22 protein-coding genes and 1 pseudogene are annotated in these 24475 nt (G+C 67.4%); 12 read left to right on the top strand and 11 right to left on the bottom strand.

Features of this window, described 5'->3' with window-relative positions; all coding sequences use genetic code 11:
* Positions 1-45: 45 nt before the first annotated feature.
* From BM060_RS27455 to BM060_RS27445, 3 genes are read right to left on the bottom strand one after another with little or no spacing between them, the layout of a single operon-like run.
* A complete protein-coding gene (locus tag BM060_RS27455) occupies positions 46-636 on the bottom strand; it encodes an LON peptidase substrate-binding domain-containing protein (protein ID WP_074984961.1) in 591 nt (196 codons plus the stop codon).
* Between the two features lie 15 nt (positions 637-651).
* Positions 652-1365 carry an LrgB family protein gene (locus BM060_RS27450; RefSeq protein WP_043273208.1) on the bottom strand — a complete coding sequence of 238 codons (714 nt, stop codon included), beginning with the start codon at positions 1363-1365 and terminating at the stop codon, positions 652-654.
* A complete protein-coding gene (locus BM060_RS27445; protein WP_009615981.1) occupies positions 1358-1726 on the bottom strand; it encodes a CidA/LrgA family protein in 369 nt (122 codons plus the stop codon). Before BM060_RS27445 ends, BM060_RS27450 begins: the two co-directional genes overlap by 8 nt.
* A 152-nt stretch (positions 1727-1878) precedes the next feature.
* On the opposite strand from BM060_RS27445, the gene BM060_RS27440 reads away from it, so the two are divergent.
* From BM060_RS27440 to BM060_RS27430, 3 genes are all read left to right on the top strand, one after another.
* Positions 1879-2334 carry a MaoC family dehydratase gene (locus BM060_RS27440; RefSeq protein ID WP_009615980.1) on the top strand — a complete coding sequence of 152 codons (456 nt, stop codon included), beginning with the start codon at positions 1879-1881 and terminating at the stop codon, positions 2332-2334.
* 89 nt (positions 2335-2423) lie between these two features.
* The gene (locus BM060_RS27435) at positions 2424-3938 is read left to right on the top strand and encodes a C13 family peptidase (RefSeq protein WP_074984958.1); all 1515 of its coding nucleotides are present in this window, start codon (positions 2424-2426) and stop codon (positions 3936-3938) included.
* Between the two features lie 42 nt (positions 3939-3980).
* Complete coding sequence (locus BM060_RS27430; RefSeq protein ID WP_074984955.1) at positions 3981-4622, top strand: oxidoreductase; 642 nt, start codon at positions 3981-3983, stop codon at positions 4620-4622.
* 407 nt (positions 4623-5029) lie between these two features.
* On the opposite strand, the gene BM060_RS27425 is transcribed toward BM060_RS27430, so the two are convergent.
* The 4 genes from BM060_RS27425 to BM060_RS27410 all read right to left on the bottom strand — a co-directional run bounded on the left by BM060_RS27425 (position 5030) and on the right by BM060_RS27410 (position 9409).
* The gene (locus tag BM060_RS27425) at positions 5030-5290 is read right to left on the bottom strand and encodes a YceK/YidQ family lipoprotein (protein ID WP_009615977.1); all 261 of its coding nucleotides are present in this window, start codon (positions 5288-5290) and stop codon (positions 5030-5032) included.
* 16 nt (positions 5291-5306) lie between these two features.
* Positions 5307-5936 carry a flavin prenyltransferase UbiX gene (gene ubiX / locus BM060_RS27420; RefSeq protein ID WP_064584270.1) on the bottom strand — a complete coding sequence of 210 codons (630 nt, stop codon included), beginning with the start codon at positions 5934-5936 and terminating at the stop codon, positions 5307-5309.
* Between the two features lies 1 nt (position 5937).
* Positions 5938-7290, bottom strand: a complete 1353-nt coding sequence (gene mpl / locus BM060_RS27415) for a UDP-N-acetylmuramate:L-alanyl-gamma-D-glutamyl-meso-diaminopimelate ligase (protein WP_074984953.1) — start codon at positions 7288-7290, stop codon at positions 5938-5940.
* 208 nt (positions 7291-7498) lie between these two features.
* Positions 7499-9409, bottom strand: coding sequence for a sigma-54-dependent Fis family transcriptional regulator (locus tag BM060_RS27410; protein ID WP_074984950.1), 1911 nt, complete (start codon positions 9407-9409; stop codon positions 7499-7501).
* 304 nt (positions 9410-9713) lie between these two features.
* On the opposite strand from BM060_RS27410, the gene exaC reads away from it, so the two are divergent.
* Entirely contained in the window at positions 9714-11234 is a 1521-nt protein-coding gene (gene exaC, locus BM060_RS27405) for an acetaldehyde dehydrogenase ExaC (protein WP_009615972.1), read from the top strand.
* Between the two features lie 349 nt (positions 11235-11583).
* Here the strand turns inward: exaC and qhpR are convergent, their stop codons facing one another.
* A complete protein-coding gene (gene qhpR, locus BM060_RS27400; protein WP_074984948.1) occupies positions 11584-12633 on the bottom strand; it encodes an AraC-like transcriptional regulator QhpR in 1050 nt (349 codons plus the stop codon).
* Positions 12634-12916: 283 nt separating this feature from the next.
* Here qhpR and eat point away from each other — a divergent pair, with 283 nt between their 5' ends.
* From eat to BM060_RS27375, 5 genes are all read left to right on the top strand, one after another.
* The gene (eat, locus tag BM060_RS27395) at positions 12917-14281 is read left to right on the top strand and encodes an ethanolamine permease (RefSeq protein WP_074984945.1); all 1365 of its coding nucleotides are present in this window, start codon (positions 12917-12919) and stop codon (positions 14279-14281) included.
* A gap of 52 nt (positions 14282-14333) precedes the next feature.
* The gene (locus BM060_RS27390) at positions 14334-15728 is read left to right on the top strand and encodes an ethanolamine ammonia-lyase subunit EutB (RefSeq protein WP_074984943.1); all 1395 of its coding nucleotides are present in this window, start codon (positions 14334-14336) and stop codon (positions 15726-15728) included.
* A gap of 10 nt (positions 15729-15738) precedes the next feature.
* A complete protein-coding gene (gene eutC / locus BM060_RS27385) occupies positions 15739-16551 on the top strand; it encodes an ethanolamine ammonia-lyase subunit EutC (protein ID WP_074984940.1) in 813 nt (270 codons plus the stop codon).
* Positions 16552-17089: 538 nt separating this feature from the next.
* Complete coding sequence (locus BM060_RS27380; protein WP_009615966.1) at positions 17090-17554, top strand: GNAT family N-acetyltransferase; 465 nt, start codon at positions 17090-17092, stop codon at positions 17552-17554.
* A gap of 92 nt (positions 17555-17646) precedes the next feature.
* Positions 17647-18537, top strand: a complete 891-nt coding sequence (locus tag BM060_RS27375) for a substrate-binding periplasmic protein (protein WP_074984937.1) — start codon at positions 17647-17649, stop codon at positions 18535-18537.
* On the opposite strand, the gene BM060_RS27370 is transcribed toward BM060_RS27375, so the two are convergent.
* Complete coding sequence (locus BM060_RS27370) at positions 18433-20013, bottom strand: PP2C family serine/threonine-protein phosphatase (protein ID WP_074984935.1); 1581 nt, start codon at positions 20011-20013, stop codon at positions 18433-18435. The two genes, BM060_RS27375 and BM060_RS27370, sit on opposite strands and share 105 nt — an antisense overlap.
* Positions 20014-20204: 191 nt before the next feature.
* On the opposite strand from BM060_RS27370, the gene BM060_RS27365 reads away from it, so the two are divergent.
* The 3 genes from BM060_RS27365 (at position 20205) to ppa (ending at position 22303) form a co-directional block, all read left to right on the top strand.
* Positions 20205-20864 (top strand): DedA family protein, encoded by a 660-nt coding sequence (locus BM060_RS27365; RefSeq protein ID WP_074984933.1) that lies wholly within the window; start codon positions 20205-20207, stop codon positions 20862-20864.
* 7 nt (positions 20865-20871) lie between these two features.
* Positions 20872-21690, top strand: coding sequence for a M90 family metallopeptidase (locus BM060_RS27360; RefSeq protein ID WP_074984931.1), 819 nt, complete (start codon positions 20872-20874; stop codon positions 21688-21690).
* An 82-nt stretch (positions 21691-21772) separates the two neighbouring features.
* Positions 21773-22303 carry an inorganic diphosphatase gene (gene ppa / locus BM060_RS27355; RefSeq protein ID WP_009615962.1) on the top strand — a complete coding sequence of 177 codons (531 nt, stop codon included), beginning with the start codon at positions 21773-21775 and terminating at the stop codon, positions 22301-22303.
* A 966-nt stretch (positions 22304-23269) separates the two neighbouring features.
* Here the strand turns inward: ppa and BM060_RS32665 are convergent.
* Together BM060_RS32665 and BM060_RS33410 are read right to left on the bottom strand one after the other, a co-directional pair.
* Positions 23270-23695, bottom strand: coding sequence for a hypothetical protein (locus BM060_RS32665; RefSeq protein WP_135499902.1), 426 nt, complete (start codon positions 23693-23695; stop codon positions 23270-23272).
* Positions 23696-24117: 422 nt separating this feature from the next.
* Positions 24118-24332, bottom strand: a pseudogene (locus BM060_RS33410) (RHS repeat-associated core domain-containing protein); the annotation flags it as partial.
* Positions 24333-24475 lie beyond the last annotated feature (143 nt).

Genomic DNA, 24475 nt, shown 5'->3' with positions numbered 1-24475 from the left:
CACGATTCGCGGATGAGATCCGCTCCTACAGGGCGGCCACAACGCTCAGGCCAACAGATCGCCCTGCAACTGCTCCAGCAGCACCTGGATGCGCGCCAGGCGCACCGTGGGGTCGTCCATCTCCAGCAGCACCTGCTTCTGCTCCGGCTCGAAGGGCAGCAGGTAGGCCAGTTGGCAGGCCAGCTCCTGCTGGCCGTTGACCTCGCCGCCCATCTCCAGGGTGGCGACCATCGGGTGCAGCGACAGCGCGCCGAGCAGCGCGGCCAGGTCGTCGTGTTCCTCGGTCAGCGGCTGGTCGGGCTGTTCCTCCAACCAGCTCACCTCGGCTTCCAGCAGTTGGTCCGGCTGCACCTGCGTATCCAGCACGCGGAAGCGCCGGCCGCCCTCGACGCGAATGCCCAGCAGCCCATTGGGCAACTGCTGCCAGTCGCGGATCAGCGCCTCGCAGCCGACCTGGCTGAACACCTGCGGCGCCTCGCCCACTTCGCGGCCTTCGACGATGGACACCACGCCGAAGCCGCCGCCCTGCTTCATGCAGCGGCCGATCATGTCCAGGTAGCGCGCCTCGAATATCTGCAGGTCCAGGCGGCAACCGGGGAACAGCACGGTGTTGAGGGGGAAGAGCGGCAACTTCATGTGAATCTTCCTGCTTCAGGCGATCAACGCTACCGCCAACGGTAGCAGCACTGCGGTGGCCACGCCCATCAGGCTCATCGCCAGGGCGGCGAAGGCGCCGCATTCCTCGCCCTCCTGCAGGGCTCGGGAGGTGCCCACGGCGTGGGCGGTCATGCCCAGCGCCATGCCCTGGGCGGCCGGGTGGCGCACGCCGATGCGGCGCAGCAGCTCCGGGCCGAGGATGGCGCCGAGCACCCCGGTGATCAGCACGAACACCGCCGCCAGCGCCGCCACGCCGCCGATCTGGCTGGCCACCAGCATGGCGATGGGCGAGGTCACCGACTTCGGCGCCAGGCTCATCAGCAGCTCGCCGCGCAGGCCGAACAGCCAGCCCAGGCCGATGCCGGCCACGGTGGCCAGCACGCCGGCCACCAGCAGGGTGACCAGGGTCGGCCAGAACAGTTGGCGGATGCGCTTGAGGTTGAGGAACAGCGGCACCGCCAGGGCCACGGTGGCCGGGCCGAGCAGCACGGTCAGCACGCTGACCCCGGCGCTGTAGGCCTGGTAATCGATGCCGGTGCCCAGCAGCACCAGGATCACCATGGCCATGGACACCAGCACCGGCTGCAGGAACACCCAGCGCGTGCGCTCGTAGGCCGCCAGGGCCAGTTGGTAGGCCGCCAGGGTGATGCCGATGCAGAACAGCGGGTGATGGGTGACCGCCTGCCAGGCGCCTTGCCAGTCAAGCATCGCGGGCCTCCTTGCGGCCGCGCTGGCGGTCGATCAGCTTCTGCATCAGCCAGCCGGCGAACAGGAAGGAACCCAGCAGCGACAGCGCCAGGGCCCCGGCCAGCGGCCAGAAGTCCGCCAGCAGCTGGCGGCCGTAGACCATCACCCCCACCGCCGGCGGCACCAGCAGCAGCGGCAGGTAGCGCAGCAGCGAGGAGGCCGCTAGCGTGATCGGCTCGCCCACTTCCCCGCGCGCCAGCAGGAACGCCAGCAGCAGCACCAGCCCAATGATCGGGCCGGGGATCATCGGCAGGATGAGAACATTCAGGCCGGTGCCCAGCAGTTGGAACAGCACCAGCCAGGTCAGGCCGCGGAGCAGCATGGCAACCTCCTGTGAAAAAGCCCGACATTATGCCCAAGTACGCCCGGCCTATGGCATGGCATTCGCTTCAAGCATAGGTGCGCAGCCGTCATCGACCTGTGCCATGCTGCATCGCACGCAAAAAACAACAACACGCGTTCGCGGAGGAAAACATGCCGTTCGTTCCCGTCAGCACCCTCAAGGACTACATTGGCAAGGACCTGGGCCATTCCGAATGGCTCACCATCGACCAGAACCGCATCAACCAGTTCGCCGAGTGCACCGAGGACCACCAGTTCATCCACGTGGACCCGGAGAAGGCGAAGAAGACCCCGTTCGGCGGCACCATCGCCCACGGTTTCCTCTCCCTGTCGCTGATTCCCAAGCTCTGCGAGGGCCTGCTGGTGCTCCCGGAGAACCCGAAGATGGTGGTCAACTACGGCCTCGACAGCGTGCGCTTCATCCAGCCGGTGCCGGTGGATTCGCGGGTGCGCCTGCAGGTGACCATCCTCGACGTCAGCGAGAAGAACCCCGGCCAGTGGCTGATCAAGGCACGCTGCACCCTGGAGATCGAGGGCCTGCCCAAGCCGGCCTACATCGCCGAATCGCTGAGCCTGGCCTTCGTCTGACGCCGGCGCCCGGCCCCCGGTAAAAAAGCCCGCGCCCGCGGGCTTTTTTGCGTCACACTGGTGCAAAACCACCGTGACCGACCTGCCGCATGCGCCTGCACCTTCCCCTCCTCGCCCTGATCCTGGCCCTGGCGGCCTGCGACCAGGGCCCCGCCCAGCCCTCGGCCGACCTGGTGCTGCCCGACGGCGCGCGCTACCACGGCGCTCTCGTCGACGGCCGCCTGCACGGCGAGGGGCGCCTGGAGCATGGTAACGGCGCCTGGTACCAGGGCCGCTTCGCCAAGGGCCTGTTCGACGGCCCGGGCGAATGGCACGGCGCCGACGGCAGCCACTACCAGGGCGGCTTCCGCGCCGGCCTCTACCACGGCCAGGGCCAGCTGGACGACGGCCAGGGCAACGAATACGCCGGCACCTTCGAGAACGGCCAGCTGCGCGGCAAGGGCAGCTTCAGCGACGCCGACGGCGACCGCTACGAGGGCGGCTTCGAGAACACCGAGTTCAGCGGCCAGGGGCGCTTCGTCAACGCCGACGGCGACGTGTGGAGCGGCCAGTTCAGCCAGGGCGCGCTGAACGGCCAGGGCAAGTACGAGGGCCGCGACGGCAGCCGCTACGAAGGTGGCTTCAAGGACTGGCGCTTCGCCGGCGAAGGCGTGCTGACCCAGGCCGACGGCCAGGTCTACCGTGGCCAGTTCGCCGACGGCAAGTTCGCCGGCAAGGGCAGCCTGCGCGGCGCCGACGGCCGCCTGCAGGCCGGCACCTGGAGCAACGGCCTGCTGCGCCGCGACGAACAGGGCCGGCGCCTGCCCAACCCGGTGGAAGTCGGCCTGCTGGAACAGGGCCGCCTGCTCGACCGCGCCCTGGCCGCGCTGCCGCCTTCCACGCCGCAGGTGGAGCTGTATGCCCTGAGCGTGGGCGGCGACGGCAAGCAGAGCGTGTTCCTGCGCGAGGCCGACTACGTCGCCCGCCTGCTCGGCCAGCGCTTCGGCGCGCGCGGCGTGGTCACCCTGGTGAACAACCGCAACCATGCCGACGACCGCCCCATGGCCACCCGCGAGAGCCTGGCGCGGGCGATCCGCGCCCTGGCGCGCAGCAGCGGCCCGGAGGACCTGGTGTTCATCTACCTGACCAGCCATGGCAGCCACGACCACCAGCTGATCCTCGACATGCCCGGCATCCGCCTGGACAACCTGCCCGCCGCCGACCTCGCCGAACTCCTCGCGCCGCTGAAAGACCGCTACAAGGTGCTGGTGATCTCGGCCTGCTACAGCGGCGGCTTCATCGAACCTCTGAAGGACGACAGGACTCTGATCATGACGGCGGCGCGCAGCGACCGGGTGTCCTTCGGCTGTTCCGAGGAAGCGGACTTCACCTACTTCGGCCAAGCCCTGTTCGCCAACGCCCTGAACGCCACCGACGACCTGCAGCAGGCCTTCCAGTTGGCCAGCAGCGAGGTCGCCCGGCGCGAGACGGCAGACGGCTTCGACGCCTCCGAGCCGCAGCTGTGGGCGCCGCCGGCCGTCCTGCAGCGCTGGAACGCCTTGCGCGCAGGCCAGGCCAGCCGGGCCCTGAGCGCCGATGCGGGGCACGTGCAGGAAAAACGATAGCCCGGCAACTACGCTTGTAACTGTGTCAGCGGAGAAACCAGGATGTATTCAACACCGACGCATGTCATTCTCGCCGGCGCCACCGGCCTCACCGGCGAACACCTGCTCGACCGCATGCTCAGCGAGCCGACGGTCAAGCGCGTGCTGGCGCCGACGCGCCGGCCACTGGCCGCCCACCCGCGCCTGGAGAACCCCATCGGCCCGCTGGCCGAACTCATCCCCGGCCTGGCCGGGCCGGTGGACACGGTGTTCTGCTGCCTGGGCACCACGCTCAAGGAGGCAGGCTCCGAAGCGGCCTTCAAGGCGGTGGACCACGACCTGCCGCTGGCCCTGGGCGAGCACGCGCTCAAGCTCGGCGCGCGGCACTACGTGGTGGTCAGCGCGCTGGGCGCGGACAGCAAGTCCTCGCTGTTCTACAACCGCGTCAAGGGCGAGCTGGAAGAAGCCCTGCAGAAACAGGGCTGGGCGCAACTGACCATCGCCCGCCCGTCCCTGCTGCTGGGCCAGCGCGAGGAAATCCGCCTGGCCGAACTGCTCGCCGCGCCCTTCGCCCGCATCCTCCCCGGCAAGCTGCACGGCATCGAAGCCTGCGCCCTGGCCCGCGCCCTCTGGCGCCTGGCCCTGGAGACGGGCAAGGGTGTGCGGTTCGTCGAGTCGGATGAGCTGCGCAGGCTCGGTAAATAACCCCCAGCTGCGCCGAGATGCTCTTCGTAGGATGGGTTGAGCCTCAGCGAAACCCATGCTGCCGTGGCGATGGGTATCGCTTCGCTCAACACCATCCTACGACGGTGTTTCCTGTTGGCCCTGCGCGCGATTTCGCGGGCAGGGCCCGTTCCTACAGTTCGGCATGGGGCATGGCATTCCCTCAAAGGCTGCGCCGAGATGCTCTTCGTAGGAGCGAGCTTGCTCGCGAATGAGCCCCGCAGCAGAGTTTGTTCGCGAGCAAGCTCGCTCCTACGAAAAGCGGTGTTCGCCTGCAATGTAGCGATGGCCGGGGACTCCGGCGCGGTTCGCGGATGAGATCCGCTCCTACGCGACGCCCACCTGTAGGAGCGCGCCCTGCGCGCGATTCGCGGGCAAGGCCCGCGGCGTCAATTCCCGCCCCACACCTGCAGACCGATCCCCAACTCGGCGGCGATCGACAGCGGCAACAGCACGGTGTCCAGCAACGCGCTACCCGGCAGGTCCAGCCGCGGATACTTCGGCGCCTCGGTGCCGTAATGATCCTGCGGGCAACAACCGCCGTTGATGGAATACCAGTCCAGCCGCGTACCGGCATAGATCAGCGGGGCGCCGGGCTTGTTGGCGTTGAGGGTCTTCACGGTGGCGCAGCCGCCCAGCTGCAGCAGCATCAGGGCGGCGAGGAGCTTATTCGTCACTGACAAGGTGGTGTTCGCCCCAGCGCGGCAGCATGTCCTGGGGGATGCCCAGTTGGTTGAGGATGCGCGCGACCACGAAGTCGACCAGGTCGTCGATGGTCTGCGGCTGATGGTAGAAACCCGGCGCCGCCGGCAGGATCACCGCGCCCAGGTTGGACAGCTTGAGCATGTTCTCCAGATGGATGCTGGAGAGCGGCGCCTCGCGCGGTACCAGGATCAGTTGGCGGCGCTCCTTCAGGGCGACGTCGGCGGCGCGCTCGATCAGGTTGTTGCAGGCGCCGCTGGCGATCGCCGACAGCGTGCCGGTGGAGCAAGGCACCACCACCATGGCGCCGGGCGCGCCGGAACCGGAAGCCACCGGGGCCATCCAGTCTTCCTTGCCGTAGACGCGGATCTGCCCCGGCGCGGCGCCGGTGTATTCGCTGAGGAAGGCCTGCATCGCCTGCGGCTTGCCCGGCAGGGTCACGTCGGTCTCGGTGGCCACCACCAGTTGCGCGGCCTTGGAGATCAGGAAGTGCACCTCGCGGTCTTCCTGCACCAGGCAGTCGAGCAGGCGCAAGCCATACTGCGCGCCGGAAGCGCCGGTCATCGCCAGGGTGACGCGTTCGGCTCCCGCCATCTCAGTCCTCCAGGGCCTTGGCCAGCTTGCCGTGCAGGCCGCCGAAGCCGCCGTTGCTCATGATCACCACCTGGGTGCCCGGGGTAGCCACGGCCTTCACGCCTTCGATGATGGCCTCCAGGGAATCGCACACCTGAGTCGGCACGGTCGAGCCGGCCACAGTGGCGGCCAGGTCCCAGCCCAGGTTCGGCGGCGCGTACCAGAACACCCGGTCGGCCTGGGTGACGCTGTCCGCCAGGCCTTCGCGGTGGGCACCGAGCTTCATGGAGTTGGAGCGCGGCTCGACCACGGCGATCACCGGGGCGTCGCCGACGCGCTTGCGCAGGCCGTCGAGGGTGGTGGCGATGGCGGTGGGGTGGTGGGCGAAGTCGTCGTAGAGGGTCACGCCCTTCACTTCGGCGACCTTCTCCATGCGCCGCTTGACGCTCTTGAACGCCGACAGCGCGGCGCAGCCCAGCTCCGGCACCACGCCGACGTGGCGCGCCGCGGCCAGGCAGGCCAGGGCGTTGGCGACGTTGTGCTGGCCGGTCAGTTCCCATTCCACCGTGCCCTGGGCGGCGCCGTCGAACAGCACCTCGAAGCGCGAGCCGTCGGCGCTGAGCAGGCGCGCCTGCCACTGGCCGCCCTCGCCGGTGGTCTGCACCGGGGTCCAGCAGCCCATGCCGATCACGCGCTTGAGCGCGGTTTCGTTTTCCGGGTGGATGATCAGGCCTTCGCCGGGGATGGTCCGCACCAAGTGGTGGAACTGCCGCTCGATGGACGCCAGGTCCGGGAAGATGTCCGCGTGATCGAATTCCAGGTTGTTCAGGATGGCGGTGCGCGGGCGGTAGTGGACGAACTTCGAGCGCTTGTCGAAGAAGGCGCTGTCGTACTCGTCGGCCTCCACCACGAAGAACGGCGTGCCGCCCAGGCGCGCGGAGACGCCGAAGTTCTGCGGCACGCCGCCGATCAGGAAGCCCGGGCTCATGCCGGCGTGTTCCAGCACCCAGGCCAGCATGCTGCTGGTGGTGGTCTTGCCGTGGGTGCCGGCGGCGGCCAGCACCCAGCGGCCCTGCAGCACGTGGTCGGCCAGCCACTGCGGGCCGGAAACGTAGGGCAGGCCCTTGTTCAGCACGTATTCCACCGCCGGGTTGCCGCGCGACAGGGCGTTGCCGATCACCACCAGGTCCGGCGCCGGCTCCAGGTGGGCGGGCTCGTAGCCCTGCATCAGTTCGATGCCCTGGGCCTGCAGCTGGGTGCTCATGGGCGGGTAGACGTTGGCGTCGGAACCGGTGACGCGGTGCCCCAGTTCCTTGGCCAGCACGGCCAGCGAGCCCATGAAGGTGCCGCAGATGCCGAGGATGTGGATATGCATGCAGACTCCTGCAATCAAGCCTGGGAAGGCGCTTCGAATGGGCGGCAGATTAGCACAGCGCCGGGTGCCGGCGGGGTGGCTGGATGCATCAGACGGCGCCATTGGGCGGGGGTTCCGCGGGGAAAATCCGGTTCGCGAGCAAGCTCGCTCCTACAGGTACGGCACCACGCTGCTCTTCGTAGGAGCGAGCTTGCTCGCGAACCGCCGTTTACGGCGCCGACCGGCTCAGACCGTGGCGGCGCAGCTTGCGGTAGAGGGTGTTGCGGCTGATGCCCAGTTGCTGCGCGGTGCGGCTCATGTGCCAGCGCTGCGCCTCCAGCACCGCCAGCAGCGCGCCGCGCTCGGCGTCGAGCAGGCAGTCGGCGGGCGCCTCCGCTTCGGGCGCGGGCTTGGGTTGCGCAGCGCGGCGGATGTCCACCGGCAGGTCGGCCAGGTGCACGCGGCCGCCCTCGCTGAGCGCCACCAGGGTACGCAGCACGTTGCGCAACTGGCGCACGTTGCCCGGCCAGGGATGGTCGAGCAGGACCTGGCGCACGTCCTCGTCGAGCACGATGGACCGGCCCCGGGATTCCTCGGCGAGCAGTTGCGCCAGCAGCTGCGGCCGGTCCTCGCGCTCGCGCAGGGCCGGCAGTTGCAGCACCAGGCCGTTGAGGCGGTAGTAGAGGTCTTCGCGGAAGGTGCCGGCGGCCACCAGCTCCTCCAGGTTGCGGTGGGTGGCGCTGATCAGACGCAGGTCCACCGGTTGTGCCACGCCATCGCCCAGGGGCACCACCTGGCGCTCTTCCAGCACGCGCAGCAGGCGCGTCTGCAGGGCCAGGGGCATGTCGCCGATCTCGTCGAGGAACAGAGTGCCGCCGTCAGCCTGCAGCAGCTTGCCGCGCATGCCTTCCTTGCGCGCGCCGGTGAAGCTGCCGCCGCGGTAGCCGAACAGCTCGCTCTCGATCAGGCTTTCCGGGATGGCCGCGCAGTTCAGCGCGACGAAGGCCTTGCCGGCGCGCTCGCCGGACTGGTGCACGGCCTTGGCGAAGGCCTCCTTGCCCGAGCCGGTCTCGCCGTGCAGCAGCAGCGGCACGTCGTGAGCGTAGACCTTGAGCGCACGACGGAAGTCCGCGGCCAGGCGCTCGTCGCCCAGGCACAGCCCCGGCGCGACAGGCGCCGGCCGTGATACGGGAATCGCCAGCGGCCGCGGCTCACCCCGCAGCTGGGCGTGGAACTGGCGCCCGGCATGGCTGCGCAGCGGCCAGCTGAGGCCGGCCTGGGTGCTGGCGCGGCCGAGCAGCTCGTCCAGGCGGATGTCGAAGCAGTCCTCCACCGATCGGCCGAGCAGGCCGTCGCGCGGGCGGTCGAGCAGGTTCAGCGCGCCCTGGTTGGCGGCGAGGATGCGCCCGGCGCCGTCGAAGGCCACCAGGCCCTCGCTGAACAGCCCGACGTACTCGGCTTGCAGGTGGAAGCGCAGCAGCCACTGGCCTTCGAAGCGGCGCAGGAAGTAGCAGCTCTCGATCATCTTCGCCGAGAGGTTGACCAGCGCCATGGTGTGGAACTGGCTCTGCCGCGACAGGTCGCGGCGCGCCGAGGACACGTCGAGCACCGCCAGCAGTTCGCCGTGGGGGTCGAACACCGGGCTCGCCGAGCAGGTCAGGCCGGTGTGCAGGCTGCGGAAGTGTTCGTCGCGGTGGATGGTCAGCGCCTGGCGCTCGATCAGGCAGGTGCCGATGCCGTTGGTGCCTTCGCGGGCCTCACTCCAGTCGGCGCCCAGCCACAGCCCGGCGTGTTCGAAGGTGGCGCGCTCGGCCTCGTCGCAGACGCGGTTGAGGATCACCCCGCGGGCGTCGGTGAGCAGCACCGCGTGGCCGGCGCCGGCGAGCTGCTGGCGCAGGCTGGTCATCTCGCCGCTGGCGATCTCCAGCACCTGCTGCAGGCCCTCGCGGCGCTCCAGCATGCGCCGGTGCTCCAGCACCGTGGGCGGCAGCGTCTGCGCCGGGTCGAGGTGGTATTCCTCCAGGCAGCGCAGCCAGGAACGGGCGATCGACGGATCGGCGGCGGGGCCGCTGGCCGGTTGCTGCCCGCGGGCCACTGTCATGACCTGGCGGGCGTGGCGACTCATGGCGTTCGCACTCATTGTTATGGTTCTCCACGGAAGGGACGGCAGGCAGTCCCGGGGCGACCGTTCCCGCAGCATCGTCCAGCGCGCCGCGCAATGCAATGCCCGCGTGACCTGGCGGTCAGCCGCTGTACCGGATGCGGGACAAACTGTCACCCAGGCCTGTGCCAGCGCTGCCACACCGCCCGTCGGCGCGCGCCTGCCAGCCGACCGCCGGCCCAGCAACCACGCGGTTCGCACTGGCATGGCCCGGCCCTTGCTCTACGCTTGTCAGACCGCAAACGCGTCCTCCCCAACAAGCACAAGAGCCAGGAGATCCACCATGCGTTACGCCCAACCCGGTAGCCAAGGTGCTGTCGTTTCCTTCAAGTCCCGCTACGGCAACTACATCGGTGGCGAGTTCGTACCGCCGGTCAACGGCCAGTACTTCGTCAACACCTCGCCGGTGAACGGCCAGCCCATCGCCGAGTTCCCCCGCTCCGACGCCGCCGACATCGACAAGGCCCTGGATGCCGCCCATGCCGCGGCCGATGCCTGGGGTCGCACTTCGGTGCAGGAGCGCTCGCTGGTCCTGCTGAAGATCGCCGACCGCATCGAACAGAACCTGGAAGTGCTCGCCGTCACCGAGACCTGGGACAACGGCAAGCCGGTGCGCGAAACCCTCAACGCCGACATCCCGCTGGCCGCCGACCACTTCCGCTACTTCGCCGGCTGCATCCGCGCCCAGGAAGGCTCGGCCGCGGAGATCAACGACAGCACCGTGGCCTACCACATCCACGAGCCGCTGGGCGTGGTCGGGCAGATCATCCCGTGGAACTTCCCTCTGCTGATGGCCGCCTGGAAACTCGCCCCGGCCCTGGCCGCCGGCAACTGCGTGGTGCTCAAGCCGGCCGAGCAGACACCGCTGGGCATCTGCGTGCTGATGGAAATCATCGGCGACCTGCTGCCGCCGGGCGTGCTCAACGTCGTCCAAGGCTTCGGCAAGGAAGCCGGCGAGGCGCTGGCCACCAGCAAGCGCATCGCCAAGATCGCCTTCACCGGCTCCACCCCGGTGGGCTCGCACATCCTCGAATGCGCGGCGAAGAACATCATCCCCAGCACCGTGGAACTGGGCGGCAAGAGCCCGAACATCTACTTCGAAGACATCATGCAGGCCGAGCCGACCTTCATCGAGAAGGCCGCCGAGGGCCTGGTGCTGGCCTTCTTCAACCAGGGCGAGGTGTGCACCTGCCCGTCCCGCGCGCTGGTACAGGAATCCATCTACCCGCAGTTCATGGAAGTGGTGATGAAGAAGGTCAAGGCGATCAAGCGCGGCGACCCGCTGGACACCGACACCATGGTCGGCGCCCAGGCCTCGCAGCAGCAGTTCGACAAGATCCTCTCCTACCTCGACATCGCCCAGCAGGAAGGCGCCGAAGTGCTGGTCGGCGGCCAGGTCGAGAAGCTCGAAGGCAGCCTGGCCACCGGCTACTACATCCAGCCGACGCTGCTCAAGGGCAGCAACAAGATGCGCGTGTTCCAGGAAGAAATCTTCGGCCCGGTGGTGGGCGTCACTACCTTCAAGGACGAAGCCGAGGCCCTGGCCATCGCCAACGACACCGAGTACGGCCTGGGCGCCGGCGTCTGGACCCGCGACATCAACCGCGCCTACCGCATGGGCCGCGGCATCAAGGCCGGCCGCGTGTGGACCAACTGCTACCACCTGTACCCGGCGCACGCCGCGTTCGGCGGCTACAAGAAATCCGGCGTGGGCCGCGAGACCCACAAGATGATGCTCGACCACTACCAGCAGACCAAGAACCTGCTGGTCAGCTACGACATCAATCCGCTGGGCTTCTTCTGATCCGACCGAGCTTCCGACTCTCTTCCGCGCGGCCTTCGGGCCGCGCTTTTTTTCGTCTCGAAGAAGTAAGCGTTCGCGGTTACCCGCCGTTATCTCCCGCCATGGATGGGAAATTCGCAGTCAACCTGTAGGAGCGGGCCCTGCCCGCGAATCGCGCGCAGGGCGCGCTCCTACATGGGAATGGCGCGGGTGGCGCGCCGGAATCTCCGGTTATCGCGGTCAAGGTTCTACGTTGCAGGCATGCACGGCTTTTCGTAGGAGCGAGCTTGCTCGCGAATGAGCCCCGCAGCGGGGTCTGTTCCCGAGCAAGCTCGCTCCTACGAAGAGCGCGCCGGCGCGGCCGGGAAGATCAGGCTTCGTCGCTGCGCCATTGCCGCGGGCTCACGCCGAACCAGCGGCGGAAGGCGCGGGAGAAGGCGCTGGTCTCGGAGTAGCCCAACAGCGGCGCCAGTTCGGAGATCGGCCGCTGGCGCTGGCGCAGGTAGTGCACCGCCAGTTCGCGGCGGGTGTTTTCCACCAGTTGGCTGAAGCTCAGCCCCGCCTCGCGCAGGCGCCGTTGCAGGCCGGCGGTGGTCAGTTCCAGGCGCTCGGCGATCAGTTCCAGCACCGGTTCGCCCTCGCTCAGGGCCAGGCGGATATGGGTGCCGGCGTCTTCCAGCAGGTCCGGCCCGCGGCCCTGCTCGCCGAGGCGGCGGATCACGTCCTGCACCAGGAACAGCAGGTTGGCGTCGCGCTCGGGCATCAGCCGCCCCTTGATGTCGGCCTTGGGCACCAGCAGCGAATTGCAGCCGCGCTGGAAATGCACCGGCGCGCCGAACACCCGCGCGTGCTCCTGCCAGTCCTCCGGGCGGGCGTGCTCGAAGCCCACAGCGCGCGGCGACCAGTCCTGGCCGAGGGCGTGGCGCAGCAGGTTCAGCGCCATGCCCATTGTCAGTTCGGCATCCTGGCGGCGATCGAGGATGGCGCCGTGCTGCACCTGGTAGTCGAAGCGGAAGCACTCGCCGCAATCCACCAGGCGGATCAGGGTGCTGTGCTGGTGGAAGGGAAAGGCCGCGGCGAAGTTGCGCAGGGCGTCTTCCAGGGTTTCCGAACACAGCCCCACGTAGCCCAGCAGGCCGAGGGCGCGGGGCTGGAACTGCTGGCCGTAGCGCAGGCCGAAGTTGTCGCAGCCGGACTGCCGCGCCGCCTCCTCCAGCACCTGGCAATAGTTGGTCAGGGCCAGGCTCAGGGTGGGGTGGCGCAGGCGCTCGGGGTCGATGCCGGCGCGGCCGAAGACGCGGTCGATGTCGCCGCCCTGGGCGGTGATGAAGCCATCCAGTCCGCTGGCGGCGGCGGACAGCACGCCCAGGTTGCTCGCCGAGGGCGTGGCGACGGCACAGGAAAACAGGGACGGGTTCATGGGCACGCTCGTTGTTATTGATCGCTTATCCGACAAAACCACGTAGCAATTACCGTGCCTTGCCCCGGAGGCCCGAAATACCCCATGACAGCCGCCGCATCGGCCCGCGGGCGCGACATTCCCGTGCAGGCCTCGCGCCATCCTGGGGCGATGGGTAACACCTCGTTGCAACTTGACCGCAGAGGCCGCACGGCGGGCTCCAGGGTCAAGTCCTGGGCCCCCGCCGTCGCTACCATCGAAGCCAGGCAACCCGTCCACGCCCCGAGGGGCAGAGGAGTCCGCAATGAGCGCATCACAACTAAAACCGACGCTGGGAACCTTGCACCTCTGGGGCCTGGCCGTGGGCCTGGTGATTTCCGGCGAGTACTTCGGCTGGAGCTACGGCTGGGGCACCGCCGGCACCCTGGGCTTCCTGGTCACCACTCTGATGGTGGCCCTGATGTACACCTGTTTCATCTTCAGCTACACCGAGCTGACCACCGCCATCCCCCACGCCGGCGGGCCCTTCGCCTACAGCCTGCGGGCCTTCGGCAAGAACGGCGCGACCATCGCCGGCATCGCCACCCTGATCGAGTTCGTCTTCGCCCCGCCGGCCATCGCCATGGCCATCGGCGCCTACCTCAACGTGCAGTTCCCGGCGCTGGACCCGAAATGGGCGGCCACCGGCGCCTACGCCATCTTCATGACGCTGAACATCCTCGGCGTGAGCATCGCCGCCACCTTCGAGCTGGTGGTCACCGTGCTCGCCGTGGCCGAGCTGCTGGTGTTCATGGGCGTGGTGGCGCCGGGCTTCAGCTTCAGCAACTTCGTGCTCAACGGCTGGGCCGGCTCCAGCACCTTCAGCAGCGCGGCCATCGGCGGCATCTTCGCGGCCATTCCCTTCGCCATCTGGTTCTTCCTCGCCATCGAGGGCGCGGCCATGGCCGCCGAGGAAGCCAAGGACCCGAAACGCACCATCCCGCGCGCCTACATCGCCGGCATCCTCACCCTGGTGACCCTGGCCATCGGCGTGATGATCTTCGCCGGCGGCGTCGGCGACTGGCGCGAGCTGTCGAACATCAACGACCCGCTGCCGCAGGCCATGAAAGCGGTGGTCGGCAACAACTCCACCTGGATGCACATGCTGGTGTGGATCGGCCTGTTCGGCCTGGTGGCCAGCTTCCACGGCATCATCCTCGGCTACTCGCGGCAATTCTTCGCCCTGGCCCGCGCCGGCTTCCTGCCCGCGGGCCTGGCGAAGCTGTCGCGCTTCCAGACCCCGCACCGGGCCATCCTCGCCGGCGGCGTGGTGGGCATCGCGGCGATCTTCAGCGACAACCTGATCAGCCTGCAGGGCATGACCCTGACCGCCGCGATGATCACCATGAGCGTGTTCGGCGCCATCGTCATGTACATCATGAGCATGCTCAGCCTGTTCAAGCTGCGCCGCAGCGAGCCGCACCTGGAGCGCACCTTCCGCGCGCCCGGCTACCCGATCGTGCCGGGCATCGCCCTGGCCCTGGCGCTGGTCTGCCTGGCTGCCATGCTGTGGTACAACCAGATGATCGCCCTGGTGTTCCTGGCGCTGATGCTCGCCGGCTTCATCTGCTGCAATCTGGTGATCGCCGCGCGCCGTGGCGTGCCGGCCAGCTTCGCCAGCGAAGGTTGATCCACCCGCGCCGGGCCGCGAGGTCCGGCGCCGTTGAGCACAAGGAGTTCCCATGCCCGGATACGCCCACAGCGTCGGTGGCCAGACCTGGCGCTTCGACAGCCTCAGGCAGCTGATGGCCAAGGCCAGCCCGGCGCGCTCCGGCGACTGCCTGGCCGGCGTCGCCGCCGGCAGCGACGCCGAGCGCGTGGCCGCGCAGATGGCCCTGGCCGAGGTGCCGCTCAAGCGCTTCCTCGACGAGGCGCTGATCCCCTACGAGCAGGACGAAGTCACCCGCCTGATCATCGACGGCCACGACCGCGCCGCCTTCGCCCCGGTCAGCCACCTGACGGTGGGCGACTTCCGCGACTGGCTGCTCGGCGACGCCGCCGACGAGGCCAGCCTGCGCGCCCTGGCGCCAGGACTGACGCCGGAGATGGCCGCGGCGGTGTCGAAGATCATGCGCGTGCAGGACCTGGTGCTGGTGGCGCAGAAAATCCGCGTGGTCACCCGCTTCCGCAACACCCTGGGCCTGCGCGGCCGGCTGTCCACCCGGCTGCAGCCCAACCACCCCACCGACGACCCGGCCGGCATCGCCGCCAGCGTCCTCGACGGCCTGCTCTACGGCAACGGCGACGCCATGCTGGGGATCAACCCGGCCACCGACAGCCTGCAATCCATCTGCACCCTGCTGGAGATGCTCGACGCCATCATCCAGCGCTACGAAATCCCCACCCAGTCCTGCGTGCTGACCCACGTCACCAGCTCCATCGAGGCGATCAACCGCGGCGCGCCGTTGGACCTGGTGTTCCAGTCCATCGCCGGCACCGAGGCGGCCAACGCCAGCTTCGGCGTGAGCCTGGCGATCCTCCAGGAAGGCTACGAGGCGGGCCTGTCGCTCAAGCGCGGGACGCTGGGCGACAACCTCATGTACTTCGAGACCGGCCAGGGCAGCGCGCTGTCGGCCAACGCCCACCACGGCGTCGACCAGCAGACCTGCGAGGCCCGCGCCTACGCCGTGGCCCGGCATTTCAAGCCGTTCCTGGTGAACACCGTGGTCGGCTTCATCGGCCCGGAATACCTGTACAACGGCAAGCAGATCATCCGCGCCGGCCTGGAGGACCACTTCTGCGGCAAGCTGCTGGGCGTGCCCATGGGCTGCGACATCTGCTACACCAACCATGCCGAGGCCGACCAGGACGACATGGACATGCTGCTGACCCTGCTGGGCGTGGCCGGCATCAACTTCATCATGGGCATCCCCGGCTCCGACGACGTGATGCTCAACTACCAGACCACCTCCTTCCACGACGCCCTCTACGCCCGCCAGAGCCTGGGCCTGCGCCCGGCGCCGGAGTTCGAGGCATGGCTGGAACGCATGCACATCCTGCAGCAGCGCGAAGGCAAGGTGCGCCTGGCCGAGCAACTGCCGCCGGCGTTCCGCCCGGCCCTGGCGCAACTGAACTGAGGACGCGCGGATGAGCGAAGAGAAGTCCACCGCCACCCCCAACCCCTGGCAGGAACTGCGCCGCCTGACCCCCGCGCGTATCGCCCTGGGCCGCGCCGGCACCAGCCTGCCGACCAGGGCGCAACTGGACTTCCAGTTCGCCCACGCCCAGGCCCGCGACGCCGTGCACCTGCCCTTCGACCACGCCGGCCTGAGCGCCGCCCTGGCCGAACGCGGGCGCGCAAGCCTGCTGCTGCACAGCGCCGCCGCCGACCGCCACACCTACCTGCAGCGCCCCGACCTGGGCCGCCGCCTGGACGAAGACTCGGCGACCCTGCTGCGCCAGCACGGCGAGACCAACCCCGCGGGCTACGACCTGGCCGTGGTGGTGGCCGACGGTCTCTCCGCGCTGGCCGTGCAGCGCCATGCCCTGCCCTTCCTGGAACGCTTGGAGGACATGGCCGCAACCGAGAACTGGAGCCTGTCGCCGGTGGCCCTGGTGCAACAGGGACGCGTCGCGGTGGCGGACGAGGTGGGCGAACTGCTGCGGGCGAAGATGGTGGTCATCCTCATCGGCGAACGCCCCGGCCTCAGCTCGCCGGACAGCCTCGGCCTGTACTTCACCTGGGCGCCGAAGGTGGGCCTGAACGACGCCTACCGCAACTGCATCTCCAACGTGCGCCTGGAAGGCCTGAGCTACGGCATGGCCGCCCACCGCCTGCTGTACCTGATGCGCGAAGCCTGCCGCCGCCAGCTCTCGGGGGTGAACCTGAAGGACGAGGCGGAACTGCCGACGCTGGAAGGCCAGGGGCCGGGGGCCAACTTCCTGCTGGCCGGGCGCTGAGGCCGGCTGCGCCGAAGCGCCCTTCTTCCTTCGTAGGATCGAGGGGGACGCCTAGTTCTTGCTCGCGAACCGCATGGCACGGCGTCTGTTCGCGAGCAAGCTCGCTCCTACGAGAAGCCGGGCCTGCCCGTACGGTAGGAGCAACTGTCTTGCCGGCTGCGCCAAGGCGCTTTTCGTAGGATGGGTTGAGCCTTGGCGAAACCCATGCGGTCGTGGTGATGGGTATCGCTTCGCTCAACGCCATCCTACGGGTCTTGTGTTTGCCGGAGGGCGTAGGAGCGGGGTGCGTGGCCGGCTATCGCAGATGAATCCGCTCCTACGGCCGAGCCCATGGAACGTAGGGCGCATAACCATTCGCGGTTATCCGCCGTTGGCCGGAACACCGCCACCCCACACGCACACCGAAACACCACTGTCGATCAAACGCTCGCTTGGATTGCGCTTTCAACGATTTCTGGTGCAGCATCCGGGCAGTGCTGTGCTGGCACAGCACCTGCATCGTGACAGCAGCCCATTCACCGAACGCAGAGATCCGCCCATGCGCATCGTGCAAGCCACCCTCGATCACCTCGACCTGCTCGCCCCGCTGTTCGTCAAGTACCGTGAGTTCTACGGGATGCTGCCCTACCCCGAATCCTCGCGGAAATTCCTCGAGAAGCGCCTGAAGCGCAAGGAGTCGGTGATCTACCTGGCGCTGCCGGACGACAGCGACGACAAGCTGCTGGGCTTCTGCCAGCTCTACCCGAGCTTCTCCTCGCTGTCGCTCAAGCGCGTGTGGATCCTCAACGACATCTACGTCGCCGAGGACGCCCGCCGCCAGCTGGTGGCCGACCACCTGCTGCAGCACGCCCGGCAGATGGCGCGGGAAACCAACGCCGTGCGCATGCGCGTGTCCACCAGCACCAACAACGAGGTGGCGCAGAAGGTCTACGAGTCCATCGGTTTCCGCGAGGACACCGAGTTCAAGAACTACATCCTGCCCATCAGTGACGATCTCGTCTAAGCCGAGGGCGCATTACGCTGGCAATGGCTTAACGCCAGCATTACAGTGAAGCATCGCACGTGCCGCCCGGCGTTCGGCGGCTAAGGGGCTCCATGGGCAATCCCCAGCGTCTACTGCGTCACTTCACCCTGCTCCTGCTGTTCGGCCTGGGCACCGTCCAGGCCGATACCCTGCGCGTGGCCACCCTCGACTGGGAACCCTACGTCGGCGCCGACCTGCCCGGCCAGGGCCTGGCCAGCCGCATCCTCGACGAGGCCCTGGCGCTCAACGGCGACCGCGCCGAACGGGTGTTCCTGCCCTGGCAGCGGGCCCTCAACGAAACCCGCGAAGGCCACTACGACGCCCTGATGCCGGCCTACCTGTCGGCCGACCGCAGCCGCGACTTCTACACCTCGATGCCGCTGCTGGACTCGCAGCTGGGCTTCTTCCACCGCCGCGACCGCGCCATCGCCTACCGCGCCGGCGACCTCGACAGCCTGCGCCCCTACCGCATCGGCGTGGTGCGCGGCTACGTCAACCAGGCGGACTTCGACAAGGCCGACTTCCTCACCAAGGAAGTGGTCAACAACGACTGGCAGAACCTGGAAAAACTCCTGCGCGGGCGCCTCGACCTGGCGGTGGTGGACCGCTACACCGGCTACCACCTGCTGGCGCGCAACGCCCCGGCGCTGCGCGAACAGCTGGAATTCATCGAGCCGCCGCTTGAGGTCAAGCCCCTCTACGTGCTGATTCCCAAGACCCGCACCGGCGGCGAGGCGCTGGCCGCCAACCTCGACCGCGGCCTGCGTACGCTGCGCCAAAGCGGTCGCCTGCAACAGTTGATCGCCGACGCCCACCTGGAAACCGCCCAGGGCATGCGCGCCGTGGCCGAACACCCGCTAGCCGAGCAGGTACCAGGCGCCGCCGGCCACGACCGCGCCCGCGAAGGCGCCGACAACCGCCCAGCGGCGCCAACCCTGGACTGGCAGGCGAGCCTGCGCTAACCCGGCCTCCAGGGCCTGGACCAGTTCCGACAGCGCCTCGAAGCGGTTTTCCGGCTCCGGCGCCAGGGCCCGCGCCAGGCAACCATCCCAGCCGGGCGGCACGGCCACCCCGAGGTCCGCCAGGGGTTGATAACGCACTGCCGCGCCAGCCTCCGGCAAGGCCGGCTCGGGCCAGCGCCCGCTGGCCAGCCAGTAGGCGTAGGCGGCCACCACGAACTGCTCGGCGCGGCTGTCCAGCGCGCCACCCGCGCGCAGCTCCGGCGCCAGCGGCAGCACATCGGCCGGCAACGCCTGACGCGGGCAGCCCGGCACGATCGCCGCCAGCTCTGGCAGCAACAGCAAGTGCCCGCGCTCATCCACCACGATCTGCCGCGGAGATATCCACAGCCCCTGCATGCCCCGCCGCTGCAAAGCCCGCAGGGCCTCCACCAGTTGCCGCAGCAAGCCCAGCAGCTCCGCCGGGCCCGGCTTGCGCCAGGCGCCGCGCCAATCCGCCAGGCTGCGCCAGCGCCCCGCCGGCAGGGCGAACAGTTGGTAGGCATGCTGGCGCGGCACACGGGGCGAGAGCACGTCGGGCAGGCTCGCCACCTTGCAGCCGCGCAACGCCCATTCGCGCAGCCAGAAGGCCTGGTCGGCGGCCTGTGCCGCGGCCAGCAGCCAGGCCTCGCGGCCATCCTCGTGACGCACGCGGAACAGCCGCCCCTCGGGCCCATAGGGGCAGGCCTCCAGCAGCCGCCAGCCTTCCAGCGCTATCCCCGGCCGCAGCACCGGCGGCGCCGGCCAGCCGGTGGGCACGGGCAGGCCCGGCTGCGCCACCAGGCGCTGCGGCAGCACCAGCGCGGCGGCGCCGGGCGCCCGCAGCAGCGGCTCCAGCAGCACCGGCAGCTCAGCCTCGGCACACCGTCCAAGGCCCTCCAGCAACGGCCGGCGATCGATCACCTCGAGCAGCGGCTGCGGCGCCATCAGTAAGGCCTCGCCCGCCTGCAGCGGCAGGTTGTGCTGGGTCAGCGGCAGCTCGGCCTGAGCGCCCAGGCTGCCATCCTCCCGGCCGGGCAGGGCCTGCAGCTCACCGGCGCGGTAACGCAGCAGGCCGATGTTGCCGCAACGCAGGAAATGCGCCTGCCCGCCCTGCACCAACAGCACGCCCGCGGCCAGTTCGGCGCTTGGCCGGCCAGCCCGGGCGCGGCGGAAATTCAGCATGTTCAGCGAGGCCAGCACCTGGCGCACCGCCTGGGCCTCGGACCAGGCGTCGGGCGCGCAGGCGAAATCGGCGAAGAGCGCATCCAGCTGCACCTCCAACTCCTGCACCAGATTGGGGCAGCCGCGCCCCCAGAGCAGCCCCAGCATGAACAGCGCCGGCCGCCCCTGGCGCCCACCCAGCCACTCGGCGCGCACCCGCGCCGCCTGGGCCGGCAGATCGGGCCCGGCGCCAAGGGCGACACCGGGCAGGGGCGAATGGGCAAGACGCAGGGACATGGGGCGAGGTTCCGACAGAGATTTCCACTGCAGAACTGCAGCCTTCATGCCGACAGTCTTTTCACTCGCGCGCTGTAATATCCTGCAACCTGTCCTAGGCAGACGCCTGCGACAAAGCGCGCCCCACTGCAACGCGGGGGTGCCTATAATGCCGGGCTCGGCAGTTCACCACGCGGTTTTCAAGGCGCCTCATGGATTTCAACCCGATCGACCTCGTTCTGCATCTCGACACCTATCTCTCGCTGCTGGTCAACAACTACGGGGCCTGGATCTACGCCATCCTGTTCCTGGTGATCTTCTGCGAAACCGGCCTGGTGGTAACGCCCTTCCTCCCCGGCGACTCCCTGCTGTTCATCGCCGGCGCCATCTGCGCCACCGGCGGCATGGACCCGTGGGTGCTGGGCGGCCTGCTGCTGTTCGCGGCCATCAGCGGCGACAGCACCAACTACGTGATCGGCCGAACCCTGGGCAAGCGCCTGTTCAGCAACCCGGACTCCAAGGTGTTCCGCCGCGACTACCTGGACCAGACCCACACCTTCTACGAGCGCCACGGCGGCAAGACCGTGACCCTCGCGCGCTTCCTGCCCATCGTGCGCACCTTCGCCCCCTTCGTCGCCGGCATGGCCTACATGCCCTACCTGCGCTTCCTGTTCTTCAGCGTCGCCGGCAGCGTCGCCTGGGTCGGCGGCCTGGTCACCCTGGGCTACTTCTTCGGCAACGTGCCCTTCATCAAGCAGAACCTCTCGGTGATGATCATCGCCATCATCGCCTTCTCCCTGGTGCCCATGCTGATCGGCGTGATCCGCCACAAGCTGGCGCGCAACGGCAAGCCGCAGGCCTCGGAGCGCTGATACCGCGATGTGGTCGTTCAGCGCCTGGCGCCGCCGGCGCTTCCTCGCCCGCCACCCGCTGGACGCCCAGCTGTGGGCCGAGGTGCTGCGGCGCCTGCCAATCCTCGACGGCCTGAGCGAAGAGGAACTGCGCCTGCTCGGCGAGCGGGCGCTGCTGTTCCTGCGCGACAAGCACCTCACCGCCCTGCCCGGCGTCGAGCTGGACGACTTCCGCTGCCTGCTGCTGGCGGCCCAGGCCCAGTTGCCGCTGCTGCACCTGCCGGAGCTGAACTGGTACGGCGGCTTCCACGAGCTGGTGCTCTACCCGGACGACTTCCTCAGCCCGCAGAAGCACCGCGACCCGGCCGGGGTGATCCACGAGTTCGACGACGAGCGCAGCGGCGAAACCTCGCTGCAGGGCCCGGTGGTGCTGGCCTGGCCCGGGGTGGAAAACGGCGGCGGCTGGGACGCCTACAACCTGGTGATCCACGAACTGGCGCACAAGCTGGACATGCTCGACGGCGACGCCAACGGCCTGCCGCCGCTGCACCGCGACATGCGCATCGGCGACTGGTCGGCGGCGATGAAATCGGCCTACGACGAGATGAACCGCAAGCTCGACCGCCATCCCGAGGCGCACACCGCCATCGATCCCTACGCGGCGGAGAACCCGGCGGAATTCTTCGCCGTCACCAGCGAATACTTCTTCACCGCCCCGGACCTGCTGCACCGGGCCTATCCGAAGGTCTACGAGCAACTGGGGCTGTTCTACCGGCAAGATCCGCTTGCGCGCCTGCAACGACTGCAGCGCGAGCACCCCGACTATCAGGAAACTCCGGCGCACTGAGCGATGTCTGTGGCTTGGCCACGGCAATCTGCCTATAATCCGCCGCACTTTTTCGGCCCGACCAACCCCCTTGGAGTCGTCCATGAGCTACAGCAGCATCCCGGCTGGCAAAGACCTGCCGAACGACATCTACGTCGCCATCGAGATCCCGGCCAACCACGCGCCGATCAAGTACGAGATCGACAAGGACACCGACTGCCTGTTCGTCGACCGTTTCATGGCCACCCCGATGTTCTACCCGGCCAACTACGGCTTCATCCCCAACACCCTGGCCGACGACGGCGACCCCCTGGACGTGCTGGTCGTGACCCCCTACCCGGTGGCCCCGGGTTCGGTGATCCGCGCCCGTCCGGTCGGCGTGCTGAACATGAGCGACGAAGCCGGCGGCGACGCCAAGCTGATCGCCGTACCGCACGACAAGCTGAGCGTGCTGTACCACGACGTGAAGGAATACACCGACCTGCCGGCCCTGCTGCTGGAGCAGATCAAGCACTTCTTCGAGAACTACAAGGACCTCGAGAAGGGCAAGTGGGTCAAGGTCGAAGGTTGGGGCAACGCCGAAGAAGCGCGCTCCTACATCACCAAGGCCGTCGCCGCCTTCCAGGCCAAGTGATGGTCGCGGGGCAACCCGCCACGAAGAAGCCCCGCCCTCGCGCGGGGCTTTTTTCTGCGCGCGACGGGCACGCTCGTCGCAACGACGGCGCCTGGCGGAAAAGCCATTAGGCAAGCCCGGCCGAATTTGCTAAAGTGCGCGCCCACGACGCCGGTCCCAGAGCCGCGTCCACAGAATTCAAAGGCGGTCGCTGCTTACCAGAAGTAAGGACGGGCCACCCCCTGAAGAGCCGGCCACAAGCCGGCTTTTTTAATGCCTGCGGGAAACGCCGGCCTTGCGCCAGCTTTGCTCTGGCCGCTCAACTCGGCTCAACCTCAGCATCAGACGGCCAGCGCCAAGCCCAGGTGGAAGATACCCACACGCTGCACGCCGAACCATCCGCCGCATGCCCTCCACCAGCAGTCCCGCCGCAGCGAACAAAGTGGCCCTGGCGATGGCCAGCAGCGCCAGGTTTACCGCCAGCGACGAGCCGTCCGGTACCAGCAGCATCACCACGCCTAGCCCCGAGGAGCGCCGCCCCCATCAGCCCCCCCGGCAGCTCCTACCCGCGCCACCTCGGCCAACGCCAGGCCAAGGCTACCGAATGCGCAGGTGGCGGCGATCACCCGCCCCTGAAGATCGCATCCCATGATTCCCCTCACTGAGCGCCCGTAAAGGCCTTCAGACTAACCAGCAGAAGGGAAGATGCTCGTTTCATTGCGACAATGGCCATGACGAATAGCGCCAAGGAAGCAGAGAGTGAAGTATTCGGGAAAGAAGCTTCAGTAAGTGACGTGCTGCGCTATGAGCAGCGTAATACTGCTTCTGAAACCACAGCGGGTTGTCGATTTCCGCTACTTCCAGGCAAGCTATGCGCGGTAGCGGGCCGACTAGAGGATTTCACCGCCATAGCTGGTCAGTTCCTGCGGGTATCTAAGTGATCTAATTAGTTGAAAGCTCATCATCCGCAGATAAAACTCCAGTCGCCTAGTCACTTAAATTTACATTATGCTCAACCAACATCTCTTCAGAACCATTCCATTTAGATGGAGTAACCCAACCACTTCGCCTCTTCCTCCCCAACACAACACCTAGCAAACTATTATCATCACAAAAATAAGCCTGCCCTCCCCAACTTTCACTCCCCAGCACAATCATATTGACCAACTCACCCCCATCCCTTTCAGATAAGGAATCAATCAAAACATCAAAACCAATAATTTCAACACCAGTGGAAACAGCATTATCCCTCTGAGTGGTAGACTCGATTAGAAAACGACCAATAGTTTTTCTGACAACATATCCATCTCGAAATGAAAAGCCTTCTCGGATTTTAAAATCAATCCCCGAAATAAATTTCATCATTTCCGAAGCCAGCAAGAACCTTCTCAAGAGCAAATCAAGCAAATTCATGGTCTAAACACCTCTATATCCCCCTCTCTAACCCCCTTCAAGAGAACCTCTCTCTCCCCCCATATATCTTCTGACATAGTCAATGACCAACTGTCCCCAGGTCTTGGGGCACCAACTCTAGCCCTTAGAACTAGCCCACCCTCCCTAGCCCAACTTCTGGCAACCGAGGGAGAGTGCGTCCACGATGTATATGGACTCTCAGCCGAGACTCCACCACGATTATGCGTTTCAGGTGTAACGTCACCATTGACGCGCCCTGGAACAACCCTCCCTTTTTGGGCATCGACTTCGGCAGGATGCCCTTTATAGACGCCTCTATAGAGGTATACACCAGGCTCCGCATCAGGCAATACAGGGATATTTTCGTAAGGTACAACCAGCGCCGCCGGATCGTCCCCCTCCCGAGGCTTACGGCCATCGCTACCCGGACAATTGTTCAACCCCAACGGATCCACCCACCCCGTCGGGTTAGGCACGTACTGGTAGTGGTTCAACCCACCCGCCAGCTTGATCGGGTCCGGGGTCAGGAAACGGCCGGGTTGGGATTGTAGTAACGATGCCGGTTGGAGTGCAGGCTGTACCACCCCAGGAATCGCGGTATGCTGTCAATTCCCGCCACTTCTAAGCAGGTGACATTACTCTAGGCGTAATATCGAGTGATTTAAATAACTCCGTTCTTGCAGGTCTCGAAAAATTGAAATATTAGAATATCCCCCCGTAAGTGCAGCCACGCTAGTCTTGCGTCGAACGTGAAATCCTTATATTCAAGGCATATAAAAC

It is taken from the genome of Pseudomonas citronellolis (assembly GCF_900112375.1).
Classification (GTDB): domain Bacteria; phylum Pseudomonadota; class Gammaproteobacteria; order Pseudomonadales; family Pseudomonadaceae; genus Pseudomonas; species Pseudomonas citronellolis.
This window is presented reverse-complemented; position numbering and strand designations above follow the sequence as displayed.

Bases quoted from the DNA above. Each gene is read 5' to 3' on its own strand.
- BM060_RS27455 (WP_074984961.1), bottom strand. From the start codon at position 636: ATGAAGTTGCCGCTCTTCCCCCTCAACACCGTGCTGTTCCCCGGTTGC.
- BM060_RS27450 (WP_043273208.1), bottom strand. From the start codon at position 1,365: ATGCTTGACTGGCAAGGCGCCTGGCAGGCGGTCACCCATCACCCGCTG.
- BM060_RS27445 (WP_009615981.1), bottom strand. From the start codon at position 1,726: ATGCTGCTCCGCGGCCTGACCTGGCTGGTGCTGTTCCAACTGCTGGGC.
- BM060_RS27440 (WP_009615980.1), top strand. From the start codon at position 1,879: ATGCCGTTCGTTCCCGTCAGCACCCTCAAGGACTACATTGGCAAGGAC.
- BM060_RS27435 (WP_074984958.1), top strand. From the start codon at position 2,424: ATGCGCCTGCACCTTCCCCTCCTCGCCCTGATCCTGGCCCTGGCGGCC.
- BM060_RS27430 (WP_074984955.1), top strand. From the start codon at position 3,981: ATGTATTCAACACCGACGCATGTCATTCTCGCCGGCGCCACCGGCCTC.
- BM060_RS27425 (WP_009615977.1), bottom strand. From the start codon at position 5,290: ATGCTGCTGCAGCTGGGCGGCTGCGCCACCGTGAAGACCCTCAACGCC.
- ubiX (WP_064584270.1), bottom strand. From the start codon at position 5,936: ATGGCGGGAGCCGAACGCGTCACCCTGGCGATGACCGGCGCTTCCGGC.
- mpl (WP_074984953.1), bottom strand. From the start codon at position 7,290: ATGCATATCCACATCCTCGGCATCTGCGGCACCTTCATGGGCTCGCTG.
- BM060_RS27410 (WP_074984950.1), bottom strand. From the start codon at position 9,409: ATGAGTGCGAACGCCATGAGTCGCCACGCCCGCCAGGTCATGACAGTG.
- exaC (WP_009615972.1), top strand. From the start codon at position 9,714: ATGCGTTACGCCCAACCCGGTAGCCAAGGTGCTGTCGTTTCCTTCAAG.
- qhpR (WP_074984948.1), bottom strand. From the start codon at position 12,633: ATGAACCCGTCCCTGTTTTCCTGTGCCGTCGCCACGCCCTCGGCGAGC.
- eat (WP_074984945.1), top strand. From the start codon at position 12,917: ATGAGCGCATCACAACTAAAACCGACGCTGGGAACCTTGCACCTCTGG.
- BM060_RS27390 (WP_074984943.1), top strand. From the start codon at position 14,334: ATGCCCGGATACGCCCACAGCGTCGGTGGCCAGACCTGGCGCTTCGAC.
- eutC (WP_074984940.1), top strand. From the start codon at position 15,739: ATGAGCGAAGAGAAGTCCACCGCCACCCCCAACCCCTGGCAGGAACTG.
- BM060_RS27380 (WP_009615966.1), top strand. From the start codon at position 17,090: ATGCGCATCGTGCAAGCCACCCTCGATCACCTCGACCTGCTCGCCCCG.
- BM060_RS27375 (WP_074984937.1), top strand. From the start codon at position 17,647: ATGGGCAATCCCCAGCGTCTACTGCGTCACTTCACCCTGCTCCTGCTG.
- BM060_RS27370 (WP_074984935.1), bottom strand. From the start codon at position 20,013: ATGTCCCTGCGTCTTGCCCATTCGCCCCTGCCCGGTGTCGCCCTTGGC.
- BM060_RS27365 (WP_074984933.1), top strand. From the start codon at position 20,205: ATGGATTTCAACCCGATCGACCTCGTTCTGCATCTCGACACCTATCTC.
- BM060_RS27360 (WP_074984931.1), top strand. From the start codon at position 20,872: ATGTGGTCGTTCAGCGCCTGGCGCCGCCGGCGCTTCCTCGCCCGCCAC.
- ppa (WP_009615962.1), top strand. From the start codon at position 21,773: ATGAGCTACAGCAGCATCCCGGCTGGCAAAGACCTGCCGAACGACATC.
- BM060_RS32665 (WP_135499902.1), bottom strand. From the start codon at position 23,695: ATGAATTTGCTTGATTTGCTCTTGAGAAGGTTCTTGCTGGCTTCGGAA.